Raw genomic sequence first — 18,557 nt, forward strand, 5'->3', positions numbered from 1 at the left:
ACAGCCGAATTGCGCCCGTCGCTAGAATGATTCTTACGTACCTCGTGTGGGTAGCCAGTTGTTCGTTGGCGACAGCACAAACCGCATCGTCGCCGGCCCTCTCAGACACCGCTCGCAACTACGTCGAGTCGGTGATCACATTGGCTCAGACCAACTCGATCAACCGGGCCACAATTGACTGGCCAATGGTGCGACGGGAGGTTCTCTCCCGAGCCGCAGGTGCTCAAGTGCCGGCCGATACGCACGCCGCCGTCCAATGGCTTGTGACAGCGCTAGGAGACCGCCACAGCGCCTTCCTCGACCCCGCAGCGCTTAAGTCGCTGCCGGCGCGCAGTGCGGCGGCAGCGGGCGCACCTGTGGGCCGGATTGTTGATGATCGCTTTGGGTATGTGCTGGTCCCCACATTCGGTTCGCCGGATCAAGCGCTAATAGACAAGTTCGCAACCGACCTCCAAGGGGTAATCGGTTCGGTTGAGGCTTCTATGCCCTGCGGGTGGATCGTCGATTTGCGTACAAATGGCGGTGGCAATATGTGGCCAATGCTGGCTGGTATCGGCCCGGTTTTGGGTGCGGGCCGCCTCGGTTCATTTCGGAATCCCGACGGCAGTGGCGCCTCGTGGTCCTACGAGAACGGCGAGGCGAAATCCGATGGTCGCACCCTCGCGAGGACCCTCAACCCTACGGTCAATCTTCATGTCGATGCGCCGCCGGTTGCGGTCTTAGTCGGGCCGGCCACAGCCAGTTCCGGCGAGGCCATCGCGATTGCGTTCCGTGGCCGTTCCTCAACGCGCTTGTTTGGAGCAACGACGCGCGGGCTGACGACCGCAAACCGTGTCTTCCCTCTGTCCGACGGCTCCCTCCTCAATTTGACGACTGGGGCTTTTGTGGACCGGACAGGAACGCCATACCAAGAAGGCGTGAAGCCGGACGACCTATGGGACGGTCCGTCTGAAGTCGGCAAAGGCAGCCTGCCTCTCAGTTGGTTGGCGGCACAGAGCGGGTGCTCAAAGTGATGGCCTTCGGCCGCCACTATCGCTCGATTGCAGCAATCGAAGATGTCCGACTACCGTAGGCTCCGATGCCTCGCACACGAGAATCGAACCGGCATGCAGCCGAGTGCCAACTTTGATGACCTGCTCTATTCGGCCCTCAGCGCGATCACCGGATTGACCCGCGCGGCCCGCCGAGCCGGCACGACGCCAGCAGCTAGGCCCAGAGCGATGAACAAGACTGCCGCAATCGCAAACGTCGCGGGATCGAATTGAGGAATGCCGTATAGCAGGTTACCGAGCACCCGCGCACCGAGATAGGCAATCGGCAAGCCGATGATCACGCCCAGCCCGGTCAGCAACGCTCCTTCACCAAGGACCAGTCGCACGACTTGCCGCGGCGTTGCACCGATGGCGCTGCGGATGCCAATTTCCCGCGTGCGCCGAGCGACGTCGTAGGCGAGCACCGCAAACACTCCAATGAACGCCAGCAGCATCGCGAGAAAGCCGAGCGTGGCCGCAAGCGTGGCGCTCATGCGCTCGCTCGCCGGGGCGCGGTTCAGCACGTCGCCGACGGTGCTGATCTCTGGCACGAACTCACGGCCGGCCTCAGCTACGATCTGTCGCGTTGCGGCGCTGATCGACCCGTGCACACTCTCGTCAGCACGAATGAAGAGACTTCCGTAGTTGGCATACCTCGCCATCTGCAGCGCCGGCCTGTAAAACACCGGCGTGCTCGGGTTGCGCGGATTGCCCATCGTCGCGCTTCGCACCACCCCGACAATCTCGACGTCCTGGTTGATTGGGTCGGTGCCGAACTTCACCCGGCGTCCGATGACGCGGCCGTCAGCGCTCAGCATTCGCGCCAGCCGTTCGCTCACAACCACGACCGGACGTGTCCGAACATTGTCGTCCCACGTGGTAGTGCGCCCCTCGAGCAACGAAATGCCAAGAGTTTCGAAATAGGCAGGAGACGTGATCTCAAGGAAGGCGCCGACGCCCTCGGCCGGCTCCCCGATGACGCTGATCACCTGGGTGCCCCCTGCACCAAACATGCGCGGGAAAGCCCGGCCAAGGCCAACGGATCGCACGCCAGGCAACGCCCGCACACGCTCGATCAACGGCGGATAGTAGGCAGCGTTGTCGATGTCCTTGTAGCCATCTGGGAGCGGCATCAGTCTGACCATCAACAAGTCGCTAGAATCGATTCCGGGATCGACGGACTGCAACAGATATAGGGATCTCCCCAGCAGTCCAGCGCCAACCACCAGTACCAGCGAGAGCGCGACCTGCGCCACCACCAACCCTCGCACCCACCGCGTCGTCCCGCGAGCGGCCGTGCGATGCCAGGCGATGACGAGGTCCTCCCGGCGAGGCCAAGCCATGGCGATCGGCAGGATGCTCATCACGATCCCACTCGCCAAGCCTGCTGCGAGCGTTGACTGGATCACGAACGCATCCGGCGTGAGTGAGATGGTGCGGGCGATGTTGCCAACGGGCAGGAAGGAAGTGACGCCCTCGACAATGGCGAAGGCGACTAGGATCGCCAGTCCGGCGCCTAGCATCGACAACATCGCATTCTCGATCAAAAGCTGTCTCGCCATTTGCAGACGGCTTCCGCCGAGCGACAGTCGCATCGACATCTCAGGCATCCGCTCGATCGCGCGCGATAACAACAGGCTGCCGAGATTGATGCACGCCAGGATCAACAGAATTCCGGCAAGCCCGGACATGATCGTTAGTGGCCGCGCGTAGTTGGTGCGAAGGAATGAGAAGCCCGTCGACAAGCGTTCGACGCGCGGGCGCGCCTCTAGCAGGCTGGCCCGTTCTGCGGCGGGCACGGACGCTGGAACGACCGCGTCCAGGAGGGTCGGCCACCCGGCGGTTACCTGCTGCGCACTGCTCTCGAAGCTGGCGCCGTCACGTAAGCGCGCCAGGATATAGCTGGCAGCCGGGCGCCGATCCGCCCGCGCAGGAAAGATGGTGTCGAACGGTACGTAGACGTCGACACCAGCATCGAGCTCCAGGCCATCGAATCCCTTTGGCATCACGCCGATCACGACCAGCCGCGCGCCCTCGACGCGCAGCGATTGGCCAATTGCCGAGGGCTGTCCGCCAAAGATGCGCATCCATAGCCGGTGGCTGATAACCGCGACCATGCTTCCCGGACGATCTAGCGGCGCATCCTGGTCCGAAATGGTGCGCCCGAGGATAGGACGAACGCCAAAGGTGTCGAAACAGCGTCCGGTGACCAACCCTCCAATCGCCTGCGACGTGGCACTCTCAGACGCAACCGCGAGCACAACCCCCGCGTTGTAGCCACAGGTACCGACGAATGGATTACCGTCCTTTGAAAGTTCAGCGACAGCGGGGATCGGCGTCAGCCGCAACTGGTCCTGCGCGCTTCGTCCTGAAATCCCGATCAACCCGTTCGGATCCGGAATCGGCAGCGTGCGGAGCACGATCGCGTTCTGCAGGCTGAACATCGCCGCGTTCGCGCCGAGCGAGAGCGCGAGGGTCAGCACGGCAGCGAGGAAGAAGAGCGGCGATCGCGCCAGATGGCGGAACGCGTAGCGACAATCGTTGGAGACGGGTACGCCCATGCGCCGGAGTCTAGTCCCAGCTCAGCACGGGGACAAGCGAAAGCCGAATACTCGGTGGTGTATCAGATTCGAGGCCACAGTGCCGCATGCATTGATTCGCTTCTGTGAACATCGGGGCGCTCTTACTCGGAACGTAACGCGCGCACCGGATCCACACGACCTGTGGCCCGGCCGATTGGCATCTGTATCAGTCGTCACGAAGGGCCGACACGGGACTCATCCGCATCGCGCGGCGCAGCGGAATGAAACACGACACGACCATAAGCGCGACAATGAAGCCGGCAATCTTGAGCAGCGTTGGCGGCGCGCTGGCGTAGACGCCGGCGATGCCTGAGGAGTACGCCCCGTCCCACGCCATCGCGCCCGCCGTGCCGAGCAGCAAGCCGGCGAGCAACGGCACTCGTAGGCCGGCGACGATCGTCTCGGCGACCTGCGCCGATCGTGCCCCGAGGGCCATGCGCAGGCCGATCTCTCGCGTCTTGAGCGTGACCCGCTGCGCGGTCACGGCATAGAGCCCGACCATCGCTAACAACACGCTCATCCACGTTACCGTGTCCGCCAGTACCGCCGACATGTGGCGGTTCCATTGCGCTTCCCTGACCGCTCGCTCCATCGTGCGCATGCTGTAAAAGGCCACGTTGGGGTCAGTCGCCTGTGCTTCAGCGCGCAACACGCCGGCGGCGCGCTCAGCGTCCACCCGATGCCTGATGAGCACCGCCGAGGTTGCAGGCGCCGCAGCGGCAATCGGCACGTAGACCACCGGCGTTCTTTGTTCGACGCCGCCCGGACCCTGCTGGCGCACGGTCGGAGCGACGCCAATCACCGTCACCCAGCGCGGTTCGGTATTGGCAGGGGCATTCGCCGCGGTGAGGGCGAGTTGCAGGCCGATGGCATCGGCGCCGTCCAGGAACACCTGCGCGAAACGATCGTTGACGATCGCCACGGCGCTGTTGGGGCCGCCGTCGACGAGGGTGAAGTCACGTCCCTTCAGCATGTCGAGCGCCAGCGTTTCAAAATACCGTGGCGAGGTGTCGATGGTCAGCACCGTTGGCAGCGGTTCGCCTTGAGGCGGCTTCTGGCCGCGGATCTGCAGGCGCTGTGGGCTCGTCCCGCCGCCAGGCAGCACGGTGGCGCGTGATACGCTGACGACCTCCGCGCGCGATTGCAAGCGCTCCTCAAGCCGTACGAAATAGTCGCTCCGTTGCTGTGCCGTGGCGTATGACGCGGTCGGAAGTGTCACGGCAGCCGTGACAATCTCCGTAGTGTTGATGTTGGCGTCGGTTGGCATCGGCTGGTTCGCGATGTAGGAAGCGAGCGCCACTTGGGCGAGCAGAATCATCGCCAGAGCTAACTCCACGCTCAAAAACCCACCAGTTACGACACCCATTCCCCCGCGGGTCTTGGCGCGGCCGCCGTCCTTGAGAGTGCAACTTACGTCGGTGCCCGATGCGTAAATGGCAGGAATCAACCCGAACACCGCAACCGTCGCGAGCGATAGCGCGACTAATCCGCCGAACACCGCTCGGTCCATCGCGTAGTCGTTCCAGTAAGGCAGGGTGCCTTCGGGAATGCCTGACTGCACCGCGCGGACCCCAACAACGGAGATCACGGCGCCTACCATGGCCGCAGCGCTGGCGATCACCACCGCTTCGATCAGGAGCTGGCCGACGATGCGGGTGCGGCTGGCACCGAGTGACGTGCGGATGGCAATCTCGGGGGCGCGATGGACCGCGCGCGCCATCATCAGGTTTGCCGCGTTGGCGCACGCGACCAGGATCACGATAATGCCAGCCCAGATGAACGGCATCCAGCCGTCGAGACTCCCGAGCAGTCGCTGGTTGAGCGGCACGACCCGGGCACGCACGTTGCGGTTGGTGTCGGGATGGGCGGCCTCGAAGCCGCCGAAAATTGTTTCGACTTCGCTGCGCGCCGCTTCCTCGCCTGCGCCGTCTTGCAGCCGGCCGACCACGTTCAGTGGCTTCGCTGAACGATCAGACTTCAGTTCCGGGAACTGACCAAGCGGCAGCCAGATGCTCGCTGCGCTCGGGAAGCCGGATCGCTCTGGGATGATGCCGATCACCATCGCCGGTGATCCGTTGATGAGCACCGTGCGGCCCAGAACCTGCGGGTCGCCGTTGTAGCGCTGTCGCCACGCATCGCTGCCCAGCAGTACAACCGGCTCACCACCGGGACGATCATCGTCGGCAGACGGCAGGCGTCCCAACGATGGGGACAGGTTCAACAGCGGAAAGGCGTTGGAGCTGACATAGGCCGCACTGAACCGGTCCGGCGCACGTCCCTCATCGCCAACGGTCGCGATGCCGTTCACGTAGGCGGCCAAACCGTCGAAGCTGGTTGCCGCTGCTTGCAGGTCGTGGAATTCCGGCAGCGACATCAGGCGATTGGTGCCGCGATCGTCGAACGTGGAAATGTGCATCACCTGTTCGACGTCTTTGATGTCGACGCCTCGAAACTTGTGCGCGTAGACCAAAGTGAAGAACATGTTGTTGACTCCGAGCCCCACACCCAACACGAGGATGGCGGTCAGCGCGAAGCCACGATCGCGCGTGAGCACTCGGATTGCGAAGCGAACGTCCTGCAGCACCGTCTCGACAATGGGGAAGCCGCGTTGCTCGCGGTAGCGCATCTTCGTCTGGTCAACGCCGCCAAAGCTCTTGCGCGCGGCCAGCCGGGCCTCAGCCGGCGACAGCCCGTTCGCGACGTGTTCATCGGTGAGCATGTCGAGATGCGACTGCAGCTCCTCCGTCAGCCGCTCTTCTCGTTGGCGCCGCAGCACGAGATCAAGCAATCGCGAAAGGGAGGTTCTCATAGGCTTGGGTTCCGCGTCACTTTTGGCCCTGATCGTTGGTCGCGCTCAGTCGTTGCGTAAGGTGACAGCTGGACCCAGCCGTGCGGCGCGCCGTGCCGGCGCATAGCAGGCCGCTCTTCCCGGGAGTGTCGGAACAGAATCTCGCTGAGGCGTGACAACATGTCCCCATCTATTCCTCCCTCAACGCCTTCAACGGGTCGATGTGCAGCGAACGGCGAATCGGTCCGGCACACGACGCCCCGGCGATCAGGGTCAGCATGACGGCAATCGCCACGACCAGCTGCGGTTCGATGGGAGAGACTCCCAGCACCATTGACGAGATCGCGGGGCCGGTGCCGGCCGTCAGGAAGGCGCCCAGGGCCACTCCGATGGCAAGGGTCCAGGCCACGCGCGTCAGCATCGCCCGCACGACCGATACCCGGTCGGCGCCGAGGGCCACGCGGATGCCGATTTCACGTTGCCGCCTGACCACCGCGTAGGCGAGCATGGCGTGCAGGCCGGAAAGCAGCAGGCCACTGGCGATCAGGCCGAGTAGCCCGAGCGCTGCCACCGCAGCGCGATAGGGCAGCAACGGTAGCGCCGTGATCTGCGCGCCAGTTGCCGCACTGCGGATCGGCAGCCCCGGGTCGATGAGCCGGATGATTTCGCGTGCGTCGTTGCTGCTCACCGCTCCGGGCCTGGCGCCGCGCACGATCAGCATCGACGAGTTGTTGTACTGCTGCGACAACGGGCGAAAAATTGCCGCGCGCCGAGCTTCGGCGAGGCCGACATACTTGCCGTCTTCGACGACGCCGACGATCTGGATGGGCGTGCCGCCACGTCCTTCGGTGAGCTGTCGGCCAAGGGCCTTGCCGCCGAAAAGCCGGTCCGCTGCGGCCCGATTGACAATCGCGACCAACGGGCTGCCTTGACCGTCGAAGTCGCTGAAGTCTCGGCCTTCGCGAAGCGGGATCTGGAGCGTCGCGAAGTAACCGGGTGACACTTGGTAGCTTGACGCCGAAATACCGCCCTCGGGCGCTGTTGCGGTCGTGCTGAATAGCGGGGTGGTCGACTGGTCGAGGTGGAGCGGCAGGGAGTTCGAGGTTGCTGCTGACACTACCCCTGGGAACGCGCGCGCTTCCTCGAGAACGGCGCGCCAATACGCGTCAGCCTGTGACCGAGTGTAGCGGGCCAGGCCGAGCTCGGTGGCGGCCATCGCGATGCCATCGGGGTTCCACCCGAGCGACGCCGTGGCCGCCCGCTGCAGGCCGCGCATCGCCAGGAAAGAGGCGTGCAGCAGCACGATGCAGAACGCCACTTGCAGGCAGACGAGAAGCTCGCGACCCTGGATGCGCCGCCCACCGAGTGCGAACGCCGACGTGCCCTTGAGGGAGCGATTAAGATCGAGCCGCGACGCAAACCTCGCCGGCGCCAGGCCGACGACGAGTCCCACGACGATCGCCGCGGCCGTGGCGAACGACCACACCCCGAGGTCGGCGGTCAGGTCGAGCCGAACCGGGAGTTCGGTCGGAAGCGGCCACGCGCTCACGACGCGCGTGCCGACCCACGCCAGCGCACCGCCGCCGATGCCGCCGCACAGGGCGAGAAACACAGACTCGGTCAGGAGCTGACGGGCGATGCGCGACTTGCCGGCCCCCAGCGCGCTGCGCAGCGCAATCTCACGCGCACGGTCGTTGCCGCGCGCGAGCAGCAGGCCCGCGAGGTTGGAGCAGCCCGCCAGCATCAGCACCACGCCGAGGCCGAACAGACCCCACACGAACGCTCGCGCTGCCGCGCCGAGGCCATCGCCGAACAGGCCCGGTCGCGTCAGGCGCAGTTGCAGCGGACCGTTACGCTCATGCTCCGCGCTCAACTGCGCAACGACGGCGCCGATCTCGGCTTCGGCCGCCTCCTTCCGGTCACCGTGACGTAGCCTCGCGATCACCATGACGTTCTGCGTAAGTCGCCTCTCGAGCCACGAGCCGCGCGCTTCGATGTCCGGTTGCAGCCGCATCGGGACCCAAACCTCGGACCGGTAGAGCGTTTCCGTGCCGTGGAACCCACGCGGCGCGATGCCGACGATGGTGAACGGCCGTCCATTGATCTGAATCGTGCCGCCGACCATGCCGGCGCGGCCACCAAAACGTCCCTGCCAGGTGTCATAGGCGAGCACCGCGATCGGCGCCCCGCTGTCGTCATCCCGTTGGGTGAAGAATCGTCCGGCGGCCGGCGTGAGGCCGAGCGCATCGAAGTAGTCACCAGTGGCGAGGTAGCCCCAAAGAATCGCCGGCGCCGGTTCGAGGCCGACGTTCATCATCGCGATGCGGTAGCCCGCGAGCGCATCGACATCGAGACGCTCACGCAGATCGCGGTAGTCGGGATACGACCAGCCGCCGTTGCCGTTCTGCACGAAGAACACGCGCGCCGGATCGGCGATCGGCAGCGACTTGAAGACGATCGCGTTGACGGCGGAATAGGCGAGCGTGAGCGCGCCAATGCTGAACGCGAGCGACCCGGCTGCAGTGAGCGTGAATGCCGGCGCCTTGAGCATCAGCCGGACGGCGAAGCGCAGGTCCTGCGCCAGGGTGTCGAGGAGCGGCAAGCCGCGCTCGTCGCGGTAGCGCTCCTTGATCTGATCGACGCCGCCGAACGCCTTGCGCGCCGCGAAGCGCGCATCGGCGGGTGACATGCCTTGCGCGAGGTAGTCGTCGGCCATGAGGTCGAGATGAGCCTGGATCTCCTCCGTCAGGCGGTCCTCGCGCCGACGCCGAAGCAGGAAGTCAACCAGTCGCGAGAGGATGGTTCGCATCGATCACGATTCCTCGAGCAGTCGATTGACCGTCGCCACCGTTTGCGCCCACAAGTCGGCTTCAGCCGAGAGCTGCCGCTTGCCGGCGGCAGTGATCGTGTAGAAGCGGGCGCGCCGGTTGTTCTCGCTCATGCCCCAGTCGCTCTTAATCCAGCCCTTCTGCTCGAGCCGAAGGAGAGCCGGATAAATGGTCCCCTGGTTCAGCGCCAGCGAGCCTTGCGCCACCTGCTCGATGCGTCGGGCAATGCCGTAGCCGTGCAGCGGGCTGAGGGCGGCCAGCGTCTTGAGGACCATGAGATCGAGGGTGCCGTACGGGACTTCGGAATTGGTTGACATGTTGATAGGCAACAGAAGGTCTCACATCTCGTGTTGATAGTCAACAGGACACCACACCAGGTCGACTGAACCGAACTCAGCCGCCGGCATTGCGCTTGCACTGCCCTGCGATGGTGCCCCTTCATTTGCGACCCCGTTGTGCGTTATTGGGAAAGATCGTCCGACGATGACACCACTTGCCATTCATGACGCCCGGTCCGCACTCCGCTTGTTTCGCTCGCAACGGACGTTTGCCGCTTCCGTTGTGCTGACAGTGGCAACGGCGAGCGGATTTCTGGGCGTGGCTGTAAACCTGGCGGTAAGTGTGTTGGCTCCGTATCTACACCTGGCGCGTGAATCCAGACCGATGACACGTCTCATCATTGACGATGTCATTCTTGGCGGCGCCAAGGCCGACGACCCCCTGGCGGCAGTTCTGCCGATCGCTGCGGTGCTGCTGCTCGCCGGAGGAATGGTTCTTGTTGCCGCCTGTGTCAACCTTGCCACTCTTTTGACTAACCAGTACCGGACGCGCCTAGGCGAGTTCGCAATTCGTGCCAGCATCGGCGGCACGCCCAGCCGACTGTTGCGGCAACTCTTCGCTGAAGGCGTAGTCCTCTCCTTGATGGCTTCGGCCTTGGGTGGGGTCTTCGCGTTCTGGACGCGACAGACAATGTTCGGGTTCTTCTCTCCCGAACAGGCGGCGATCGTGGAGGAAAGCTTTAGCGCCAGCGCGACGCTCGCTACGAGTGGGCTGACTCTGGCCTTGTGTGCAGCTGTATTCTTCTCGTGCGCCCGGTTCGCGTCCGGGCTCGGATTGCCATTCCTCCAGGCAGGGTCCAGCAACCTATCGATTAAGGCAAAAGGCGCCCGTCCAAGCGGGCCATTAGTGGTCGCTCAAGTTGCCGTCGCGAGCGCGTCGCTTATTGGTGCGGCCATGTTGCGCGATGGACTGAATCACACCTTGCAGGTAGGCCCGGGTCTCACGTCCTCAGGCGTCGCCGTCATTCACGCGATCACCCAAAAGCGTTATGAAGACCCGGCACGAGGACGGCGATTTCAGTACGAGGTTCTGGAACGAGTATCCAGGACTCCAGGCGTTGAGTCAGCGGCCTGGACGAGCAGCCTCCCTTTGGTCAAAACCAGCCGCACAGGATACTCGCGAGATGAGGCCGGTCCGTTCTTGCCTTACGACACCGTAATGATCTCGTCAGGGTACTTCGAGACCATGCGCCACCCCATCCTAAACGGCCGCGAGTTCAATGCTGAACACGACGCAACACGCGCTGATGCCGCGATAGTCAACTTACCTCTTGCGCAAACTCTGTTTGCTGACGGTGCGCTGCGTCAACATCTCCTGACAGACACCGGCAGGCGCCTCGAGATCATCGGCGTCGTGTCGGACGCTAAGTATCGGAAGATGGCGGAATCCGTTAGGCCTACGGTCTTCGTACCACTGTCGACCATGTATCTATCAGGACTACACCTTGTGACGAGGACGGAGGGGCAAGCGTCGAGGATGATCCCTGCCATCGCCGAAGTCGTGCGCTCGATAGACAATCCAGAGATCGATCGTGAAACGACCCTCGACCTCCACCTACAAACGGCCGTCAGGCGCGAGCAAGTTGCGATGGTCTTCGTGGGCGCATGCTCTGTAATGATTCTGCTATTCGCCTTGATTGGACCCTTTTTATTGACCAGGCATTCCGTCCGCAGCCGGCAGGACGAACTGGCGGTTCGGGTCGCCGTCGGTGCGCGTAGGAAGCATCTTTTCGAGTTGGTCATGTCTCATGCGGCCAGGGCCACTTTGGCGGGTATTCTGATAGGCGAGGCCAGCGCGCTGGCAGTCGGGGCCTCCTTCGGATACATACCCGGCAACTCAATCGCCACGGCGATACCGCCTTCTCTGGCGATCGCCGCGATCTTGATGGGATCGTGCGCGGTGTCGGCGGCCCTTCCTACCGTCAGGATTCTCCGCGCCAATCCTGCTTCTGCGTTGCGGTGACACTGGCGACCGTGAGTGACGGGGCCACCCAGACTACAGGCGGCAGTCCTCCGAACTTCCCGCCATGGAACTCCGCCTAGGCGGCGCCCGTCTATTCCTACCCAGAGGTCATGCTCGCCGAGTCAATCGTTCAGGACGTTCGGTACGCGCTGCGCGGCATGCGGCGCTCTCCGCTCTTTGCCGCAAGCGTGGCTGGTACGATCGGCATCGGTCTCGGTATCCTCTGTTCCGCGTTCACAATCATCAATGCGTACCTGTTCAAGGCCGTCAACCTGCCCGAACCCCAGCAGCTTTACGCGCTGAGTTGGGACACCGCAACGGTTCAGCGTCACGAGTTTTCGCTCGCGGACTTCGAGGCACTGGCGGAGAGCAACCCGGTGTTCTCGCGCCTGGCCGCTGGCCGTCCGGTGACAACCGGACAGCAAGGCGCCCAAATCTTCGGGCACCTGGTGACCCCTGATTACTTCGGCGTCGTGGGGGGATCCGCGGCAATGGGACGGACAATCACGGCGGCAGACTTTGCTGCTCAATCTGACAGTGCCGTGATCGTGTTGTCACACGAAGGCTGGCGGAATCACTTCAACGCCGACTCGGCCATCGTCGGCAAAGAGATCACGCTGGCCGGTGGCAGGTTCGTCGTGATTGGAGTGACTCCCCCAAACGCGGTGCTACCGGGCGACGAGCAGATTGGATTCTGGGCGCCGCTGCTCGCGGCGCCAGTGTTTGGCATGGCGGATCCGGCGCAAAGTGACGGACATGCGTTGTTCGTGGTGGGTCGTCGCCGCGCTGATGTACAGGTCGAGCGGGTGGTCGCGTGGTTCGACACCTGGGCCCGCCAGCGCTTCCCATCGGGAACAGCGATCGCACCGACGCGCACGCGGGTCGACTCGCTCGCGACTCGCATCCCGGTGAACCGAAGCACCGTGACGCTGTTTTCCATGCTGACGGCAGCGTTCGGCTTAGTGCTGCTTGTGGCGTGTGCCAACGTAACGAACATGCTGCTCGCCCGTGGCCTCGGCCGCCAACGCGAGCTCGGCGTGAGACTCTCTCTCGGCGCGGCCCGCTCGCGCATCGTCCGCCAACTAATCATCGAGAGTCTCGTGCTGTCCGTCCCGGCGGCAGTGTTGGGCTTGGCTCTGACCTACTTCAGTGCATGGGTTTTTCCGAGATTGGTCACCGCCACCATTCCGGCCGGAGCGGGGACCGCCAGCCTATTTATTGCTCCCTTCGATCCGGATGTTCGCGTAATTGCTCTGTTGATCGCTTCTGGCTTCTTGGCGGCCTTGCTCGCGGGATTGAGTCCGGCGCTGCAGCTTACGCGGACGAGCCTGATTGACGCAATGCGGGGCACGCTCGGCCCGAACACGCGCCTGTCACGTCTCCGCAGTGTGTTTGTGGCCGTTCAGATTGGCACGTGCGTCCTGTTTCTGGTTGCCGCAATTGGTTTGGTCGCGGAATCGCGCAAGATGGCGACCGTCGACACTGGCCTAGACTATCAGCGAGTCTTGGATCTTCGCACGTCTGACAGTGTCCGGGCTGTGATTGCCCGCGAGCTCGCGACCCGTGGCGATGTAGAGAGAGTCGCAGCCGTCTGGCGCGCGCCCATCGTGTCAACGATGCAATTCATGCGCGTCGCGCTGCCTGGCAATAGACAGCAGTCAACCGGCTTCTTAGCTGTTTCGCCGGAGTACTTCGAAACCATGGGTGTGCAGGTTCGACGCGGGCGGATGTTCTCCGAGCTCGAGGCGCTGCAGGATGCAGCTGTCGTGATCGTGAGCGAGAATACGGCCCGTTTGTTCTGGCCACGAGAGGATCCGATCGGCCAATCGCTATTGATTGTTCCACCCGCTAACGACACGCAACGCCAGCCATCACATTCACGCGTCACGGTGATTGGCGTTGCCGAGGATGTGGTCAACGGCACGTTGCTCGACGGCGTGGCCCGAACCACACTGTATTTCCCAACCACTGTGACTTCGCCGAATGTCACCCGGCTCTTGATCCGGACGCGCGGAGATTCCGCGGTCGCGCTTCGATCGATCGCAGCAGCTATTGAGGCTGCGCACCCGGCGGCTTCCATTCAGATTGCGCCGCTTCAGGAGCGCGCGGCTCTGCAGGTATGGTCGTTCAATGCCTTCTCTACGATTGCCGCCATTCCGGCTGTAATTGGCGTGCTGCTATCGTTTGCCGGCACCTATGGCGTCGTCGCCTTTGTGATGGCGCAGCGGCGTCGTGAGTTTGGCATCCGGATGGCCCTCGGGGCTACCGCAGGGCACATCATGAAGAGTGTAGTTGGAGGAACCGTTAGAACGGCTATCGTCGCCGCGGCAATCGGACTGGCGGCGACCTTTGGTTTGATCCGCGGCGTCTCTGCAGTCGTCGGCCTTGTTCCGGTTATTGACCCCTGGATCTACGGCGCAGGCACCGCCGTGGTGATTGTGGCCGCGGCGGCCGCATCATTGCTTCCAGCCATGGGCGCGATTCGGCTGAACCCGTCGATGGCGCTACGCGCGGACTGAACTGCTCTTTCAGCGTCAGTGTTGTTCATGTGGCTAAGTTTTTTCCCAGCCACTGCTAGCCGCTACTTTCTGAGCGTCATTCCATCTAGTCAGACCCGCTGGCGTGAATTTGGCTCCAACTGGCACCTCAAGACCAAGCCTTGCCTCGAGCCTGAGCGCATCAAGGGTCAGCATGTCGCGCATCTCAACCCGGCGTGCGACCAATGGCCGCACGATTGACCTTGTCTCGTCCGGCTCTATTTCGATCGATGATTGGCTGCTTGGCTGGCCTGGCAGGCTGGGTCACTCCGCTCTTAACGCCGTGGCGGGATCAACCCTCACCGCGCGTATCGTTGGCTGCAACGCTGCCATCACGGCCGTTGCCAGCAACACGACGACGCTTATCGTGAGCGTGACGGCGTCGGTGGACGTGACGCCGTACAGCAGTGACCGCACCAGCGATGTGGCACCGAGCGCACCAGGGATGCCGACCACCAGTCCACACACAACCAGCAGCAATGCATCGCTCATCACGAGCCTTGAGATCGCGCCGGGCGTGGCACCGATGGCCATCCGGATGCCAAGCTCACGGGTGCGGCGTTCGACCGAATGCGACAGCAGCGCAAAGACGCCGATGCACGAAATGGTCAGCGCTAGCAAGGCGACAATGCTGCTCACGGCGGTGCCCATTCGCTCCGCCACGACGCTGTTACCGAACAGCATGTCGGGATAGACCCCAAGGGGATGTTCGCGGCCCATCGCCATCACTGCCGCGGAGGCCGCGGCCGCGAGTTGCATCGGCGGACCGTCGGTTCGCAAGTGGACGCTCGCGAAAGTGGTTTCGCCGGCCTGGATTGAGGACGTGTAGATCATGTGTTCCTCGGTCTTTCGCAGGTTGCCAATGCTGATGTTGCCGACGACGCCAACGATCTGCAACCGTGCGTACGCGGGTGTGTTGCCGTAGCGGATTACGCGGCCGACCACATCGCCGTCCGGCGCCAGCATCCGCGCGACGTTCTCGCTGACCAGGGCAACGCGTTCAGTCGGCGGGAGGTCCGTCCACAGCAAATCGCGCCCGCGTAAGAGTGGCACTCCGAGCGTCGCAAAGAATCCCGGGGACACGAAGTCCATTGCCGCAGAGGCCGGATTCTCGGAGCTGCCCACAAAGCCGATCGGTTGTTCTGGCAGCTGCGCGTTGATCGTTCCGAAATATCGTCCCAGACCGACGGACTGGACGCCCGGTAGTGAGGCCAGCCGTTGCACCAGCGAGTTGTAGTACGCCGCCGCATCAAGGTCTTTGTAGCCGCCGGGGTTCGCGGCCAACCGCAGCGACAGTAAATGGTCGCTCTTGAAGCCGCGGTCAACGGTTTGCAGTCCGTAAAATGACCGAACGACGAGACCGCACGTGAACACGAGAGTGACCGTGATGGCCACTTGCGACACAAGCATCGCCTGGGCCCAGCGGCTGGTCGCGCGAGACACCGTTCGATCGGTGCGCAGTTGCGGCGAATGCCGAGCCACCAGCCAGATCGGCAATGCCGAAATCATCAGCGCCATCACGATCGAGCCGACGGCAGCGGCCACAAACACCACTCCCTCCGGCGTCGTCGTCATCGTCCAGGCCATGTTGCCGGCGGGAAACAGTCCGCTGAATGCCGCGGACGCCAGGATGGCAAGCGGCACGCCGAGCGCAGTGCCGCTCACGGCTAGAATCACGCTTTCCGCCGCCAGCGGGTACACAATCCGCATGGTCGTCGCGCCGATGGCGCGCATCGCGGTCGTTTCCTGCAGGCGACTCGTGAATCGCGAGACCATCAGACCGCCTACATTCACGCAGACGAGCGCCAGGAGAACGATGGTAAGCACGGTGAGTCGGCGCACCGGCTCCGCGTAGAGTCGGCGCAGGGTCGAGAAGCCGCCGGGAATCAATTGCGCGTCGGCGCTCCACTCCCCGAGTGTCTGCGCGCGTGTGGGACTTGCCGGCAGCACGGCGTCAAGCAGCGATGGCCACACCGCGCGGACTTGTGTCCGCAGTTGTTCCACCGTGGCACCCGGCCGCATCCGGCCAAGGTACATAAAGCCGCCGGACGATGGACGATGAGCGTTGAAGGGAATGATGAAGTCGCTGGAAAGGTCCCGTGAGAAGCCCTGGTATTGTGCTGGCATCACGCCGATCACGGTCGCGTTCACGTCCTGCATGCGGACGGTGCGGCCCAGCACGTCTGGTGCCCGGTCAAACATCCTCTTCCAATAGCGATCACTGATGATGATCAACGGCTGGCCCGATCCGGTCAGCGGCATTTCCTCGTTCGTGAACCAGCGACCCATCGCGGGCGAGACGCCGACCACCTTCAGGCAATCACCGCTCAGCAACTCGCCATACGCTTCCATTACACGGCCGCCCGATTCGGTCGCGTCGATTGTGCTGTTGTAGGCGCACCAGCCATCGGCCACCAGCGTCGCGCCACGCAAGTGGTCGAGGGCCGGCAATGGCGTGTTGCGTGGCGTACTGCGTTGATCAACCGATGAAACGGCGACCAGTGTTCCAGGCTCGGAAAGGCTCAGAGGCTTCAGGGCCAGCGCGTAGAGTACGCTGCCCATCGCCGTAGCGGCGGCGACGCCAACGCTGAGGATCAAGACGACTGAAAGGGAGAAGCCAGGGGTGCGAAGCACCCGGCGCATGCCAAGCCGAAGATCTTGAAGCATGCGGGAGTATATCGCCGGCCTGCACCGTGGACCGTCTCCAACACGTTTCCAAAACTGCGGTTGAGTCGCGCGGATTGCAGTGTACGCCAGAGAACTCGCAGAATGCTGTAAGCGGTTGGGACTCAACCCCTTAGAGCCAGAAGTCACGCGCCATCACCAACTTAGAAATGGACGCTCGTAGAGTTCCCGGACCTGCCCATTCCCGACCAATTCCCCCTCGACCGCCTACACGATGGCCAGGTCGCTCAGCGGCGGTTCATGATGGTTCTGATGGGGCTCTTCGGCCTTCTTGCAGTAGTGATCGCTGGGGCAGGCATCTTCGGCGTGGTGGCCTATTCCGTCGCTGAACGAACCAAGGAGATCGGCGGCCGAGTGGCCATCGGCGCCTCGCCCGGCGCGGTCCTGAGGATGGTCCTGAGGGGCGCACTGCAGTACCTCACAATTGGGGTATTGCTCGGTTTGCCTGCCGCGCTGCTGCTGACGCAAGCATTGGGCGCATATCTGTTCGAAGTCCAACCGCACGACCCGTCTGTTTACTTAACGGCCATCGGTGCATTCTTGCTGACGGCCCTGACGGCGGCTTACGTCCCCGCCAGACGCGCGACGCAGATCGACCCTGTAACAGCGCTACGCGCTGAATGACGTAGCCAGATAACAACTTTTGACGTTTGCGCTGTACTGCCAAGAGCTTCGCCTGGGTTCGGCAGTACTTCGGCCAGCGCTTCAAGCCGTTTGCGCTAGCCTTACAGCGGGCTTCTGAGGTGGAGTTGCCGTGAATTACAATATGATATATCGTAATTCATAGTATGGCGCGAAAGCCGCGAACCGGCCCAGCCTCCGACCCCGAACTCCTGATCCTCTCGAGCCTCGCCGAGGGGCCCAAACATGGTTACGCCATAATGGGCGATATCGAAGTCTTCGCGGGCGTCACGGTCGGCCCCGGCACGCTTTACACGGCGATTACGCGCCTAGTCGAGAAAGGACTTATCGCGCCGACATCGAGCGCCGGGCGGCAGCGCCCGTACCGGCTGACTGCCAAGGGAGCAGTCAGCCTGGCTGAACAACTCAACGACATGCGTCGCGTAGCGGCAGCAGGTCTCATGAGGTTGCGCCCCGCATGAACATCAGGGATCGGGTCGTCACGCTGCTTCTGCGCCTCTACCCTTCGGCTTGGCGGAGCGAATACGGCCCCGAGCTTACGGACATGCTCCTGACTCGGCCACTGGGTGCGAACATCATTGCCGATGTCCTCTTGAGTGGTCTGCGGGAGCGCGTGCGGTCCGTCGAGCCTTCCACGGTCATGGGGTTGATCGTGATGCTGGTGATCCTGAGCGGAGTCCTCTGGAACATTGCCGCTCCACAGCCGTATGGTCACGCCTCGACCGAATTGCTTCAGCCATCCACAAAGACGCTGCCGACCATCACTGTAAGACCTCTGGCCTCTGAAGCTTATCTTCTATTCCTGATGGGGTTCGCTTGTTGGATCAATCTGCGGCGCGGTGGCAAGGTGTCGCAGTCTGGCGTGGCGGCCATGAGAATTTGCTTCATAGCCGGTCTCCCTATCATGCTCGCCGGTATTTTGATGGGGTTTGGTGTCCTGAGCCTTGTCGTCCTGGGGCCGGGGGACGTGCCGACAACGTTTCACGAGCATGGGCTCACGTACACGTACTACAGCGCGCATCCCAATTCACCAGCCCCACTGAGCGTGATCGCCTCCCCGCTGTTCAGATTGCCGGAGTCTTGGATATGGGGCACCTTGGGCGGCTGGCTCGGACATAGGATCTCCGCTTTCCGTCAAAGCCCTCCGACGGGTTTCTAGGATT

Annotated in this window: 10 protein-coding genes; 5 read left to right on the top strand and 5 right to left on the bottom strand. The window is 63.2% G+C overall.

Features of this window, described 5'->3' with window-relative positions:
* Positions 1-65 precede the first annotated feature (65 nt).
* On the top strand, positions 66-1,013 hold the full coding sequence (locus WC815_17345) for a S41 family peptidase (GenBank protein ID MFA5910549.1): 948 nt from the start codon (positions 66-68) through the stop codon (positions 1,011-1,013).
* Positions 1,014-1,138: 125 nt separating this feature from the next.
* On the opposite strand, the gene WC815_17350 is transcribed toward WC815_17345, so the two are convergent.
* From WC815_17350 to WC815_17365, 4 genes are all read right to left on the bottom strand, one after another.
* The gene (locus WC815_17350; GenBank protein MFA5910550.1) at positions 1,139-3,592 is read right to left on the bottom strand and encodes an ADOP family duplicated permease; all 2,454 of its coding nucleotides are present in this window, start codon (positions 3,590-3,592) and stop codon (positions 1,139-1,141) included.
* Positions 3,593-3,779: 187 nt separating this feature from the next.
* Positions 3,780-6,422, bottom strand: coding sequence for an ADOP family duplicated permease (locus WC815_17355; GenBank protein MFA5910551.1), 2,643 nt, complete (start codon positions 6,420-6,422; stop codon positions 3,780-3,782).
* A 169-nt stretch (positions 6,423-6,591) separates the two neighbouring features.
* On the bottom strand, positions 6,592-9,210 hold the full coding sequence (locus WC815_17360; GenBank protein MFA5910552.1) for an ABC transporter permease: 2,619 nt from the start codon (positions 9,208-9,210) through the stop codon (positions 6,592-6,594).
* Between the two features lie 3 nt (positions 9,211-9,213).
* On the bottom strand, positions 9,214-9,546 hold the full coding sequence (locus WC815_17365; GenBank protein MFA5910553.1) for a PadR family transcriptional regulator: 333 nt from the start codon (positions 9,544-9,546) through the stop codon (positions 9,214-9,216).
* Positions 9,547-9,712: 166 nt separating this feature from the next.
* Between WC815_17365 and WC815_17370 the strand changes: the two genes are divergently transcribed.
* Together WC815_17370 and WC815_17375 are read left to right on the top strand one after the other, a co-directional pair.
* On the top strand, positions 9,713-11,530 hold the full coding sequence (locus tag WC815_17370) for an FtsX-like permease family protein (GenBank protein ID MFA5910554.1): 1,818 nt from the start codon (positions 9,713-9,715) through the stop codon (positions 11,528-11,530).
* A 110-nt stretch (positions 11,531-11,640) separates the two neighbouring features.
* Positions 11,641-14,049, top strand: a complete 2,409-nt coding sequence (locus WC815_17375) for an FtsX-like permease family protein (GenBank protein ID MFA5910555.1) — start codon at positions 11,641-11,643, stop codon at positions 14,047-14,049.
* Between the two features lie 282 nt (positions 14,050-14,331).
* On the opposite strand, the gene WC815_17380 is transcribed toward WC815_17375, so the two are convergent.
* Complete coding sequence (locus WC815_17380; GenBank protein ID MFA5910556.1) at positions 14,332-16,734, bottom strand: ABC transporter permease; 2,403 nt, start codon at positions 16,732-16,734, stop codon at positions 14,332-14,334.
* 258 nt (positions 16,735-16,992) lie between these two features.
* Here WC815_17380 and WC815_17385 point away from each other — a divergent pair, with 258 nt between their 5' ends.
* Positions 16,993-17,376, top strand: coding sequence for an FtsX-like permease family protein (locus WC815_17385; protein MFA5910557.1), 384 nt, complete (start codon positions 16,993-16,995; stop codon positions 17,374-17,376).
* A 475-nt stretch (positions 17,377-17,851) separates the two neighbouring features.
* A complete protein-coding gene (locus tag WC815_17390; GenBank protein MFA5910558.1) occupies positions 17,852-18,553 on the top strand; it encodes a hypothetical protein in 702 nt (233 codons plus the stop codon).
* Positions 18,554-18,557: the final 4 nt, after the last annotated feature.

It is taken from the genome of Vicinamibacterales bacterium (assembly GCA_041659285.1).
Classification (GTDB): domain Bacteria; phylum Acidobacteriota; class Vicinamibacteria; order Vicinamibacterales; family UBA2999; genus 12-FULL-67-14b.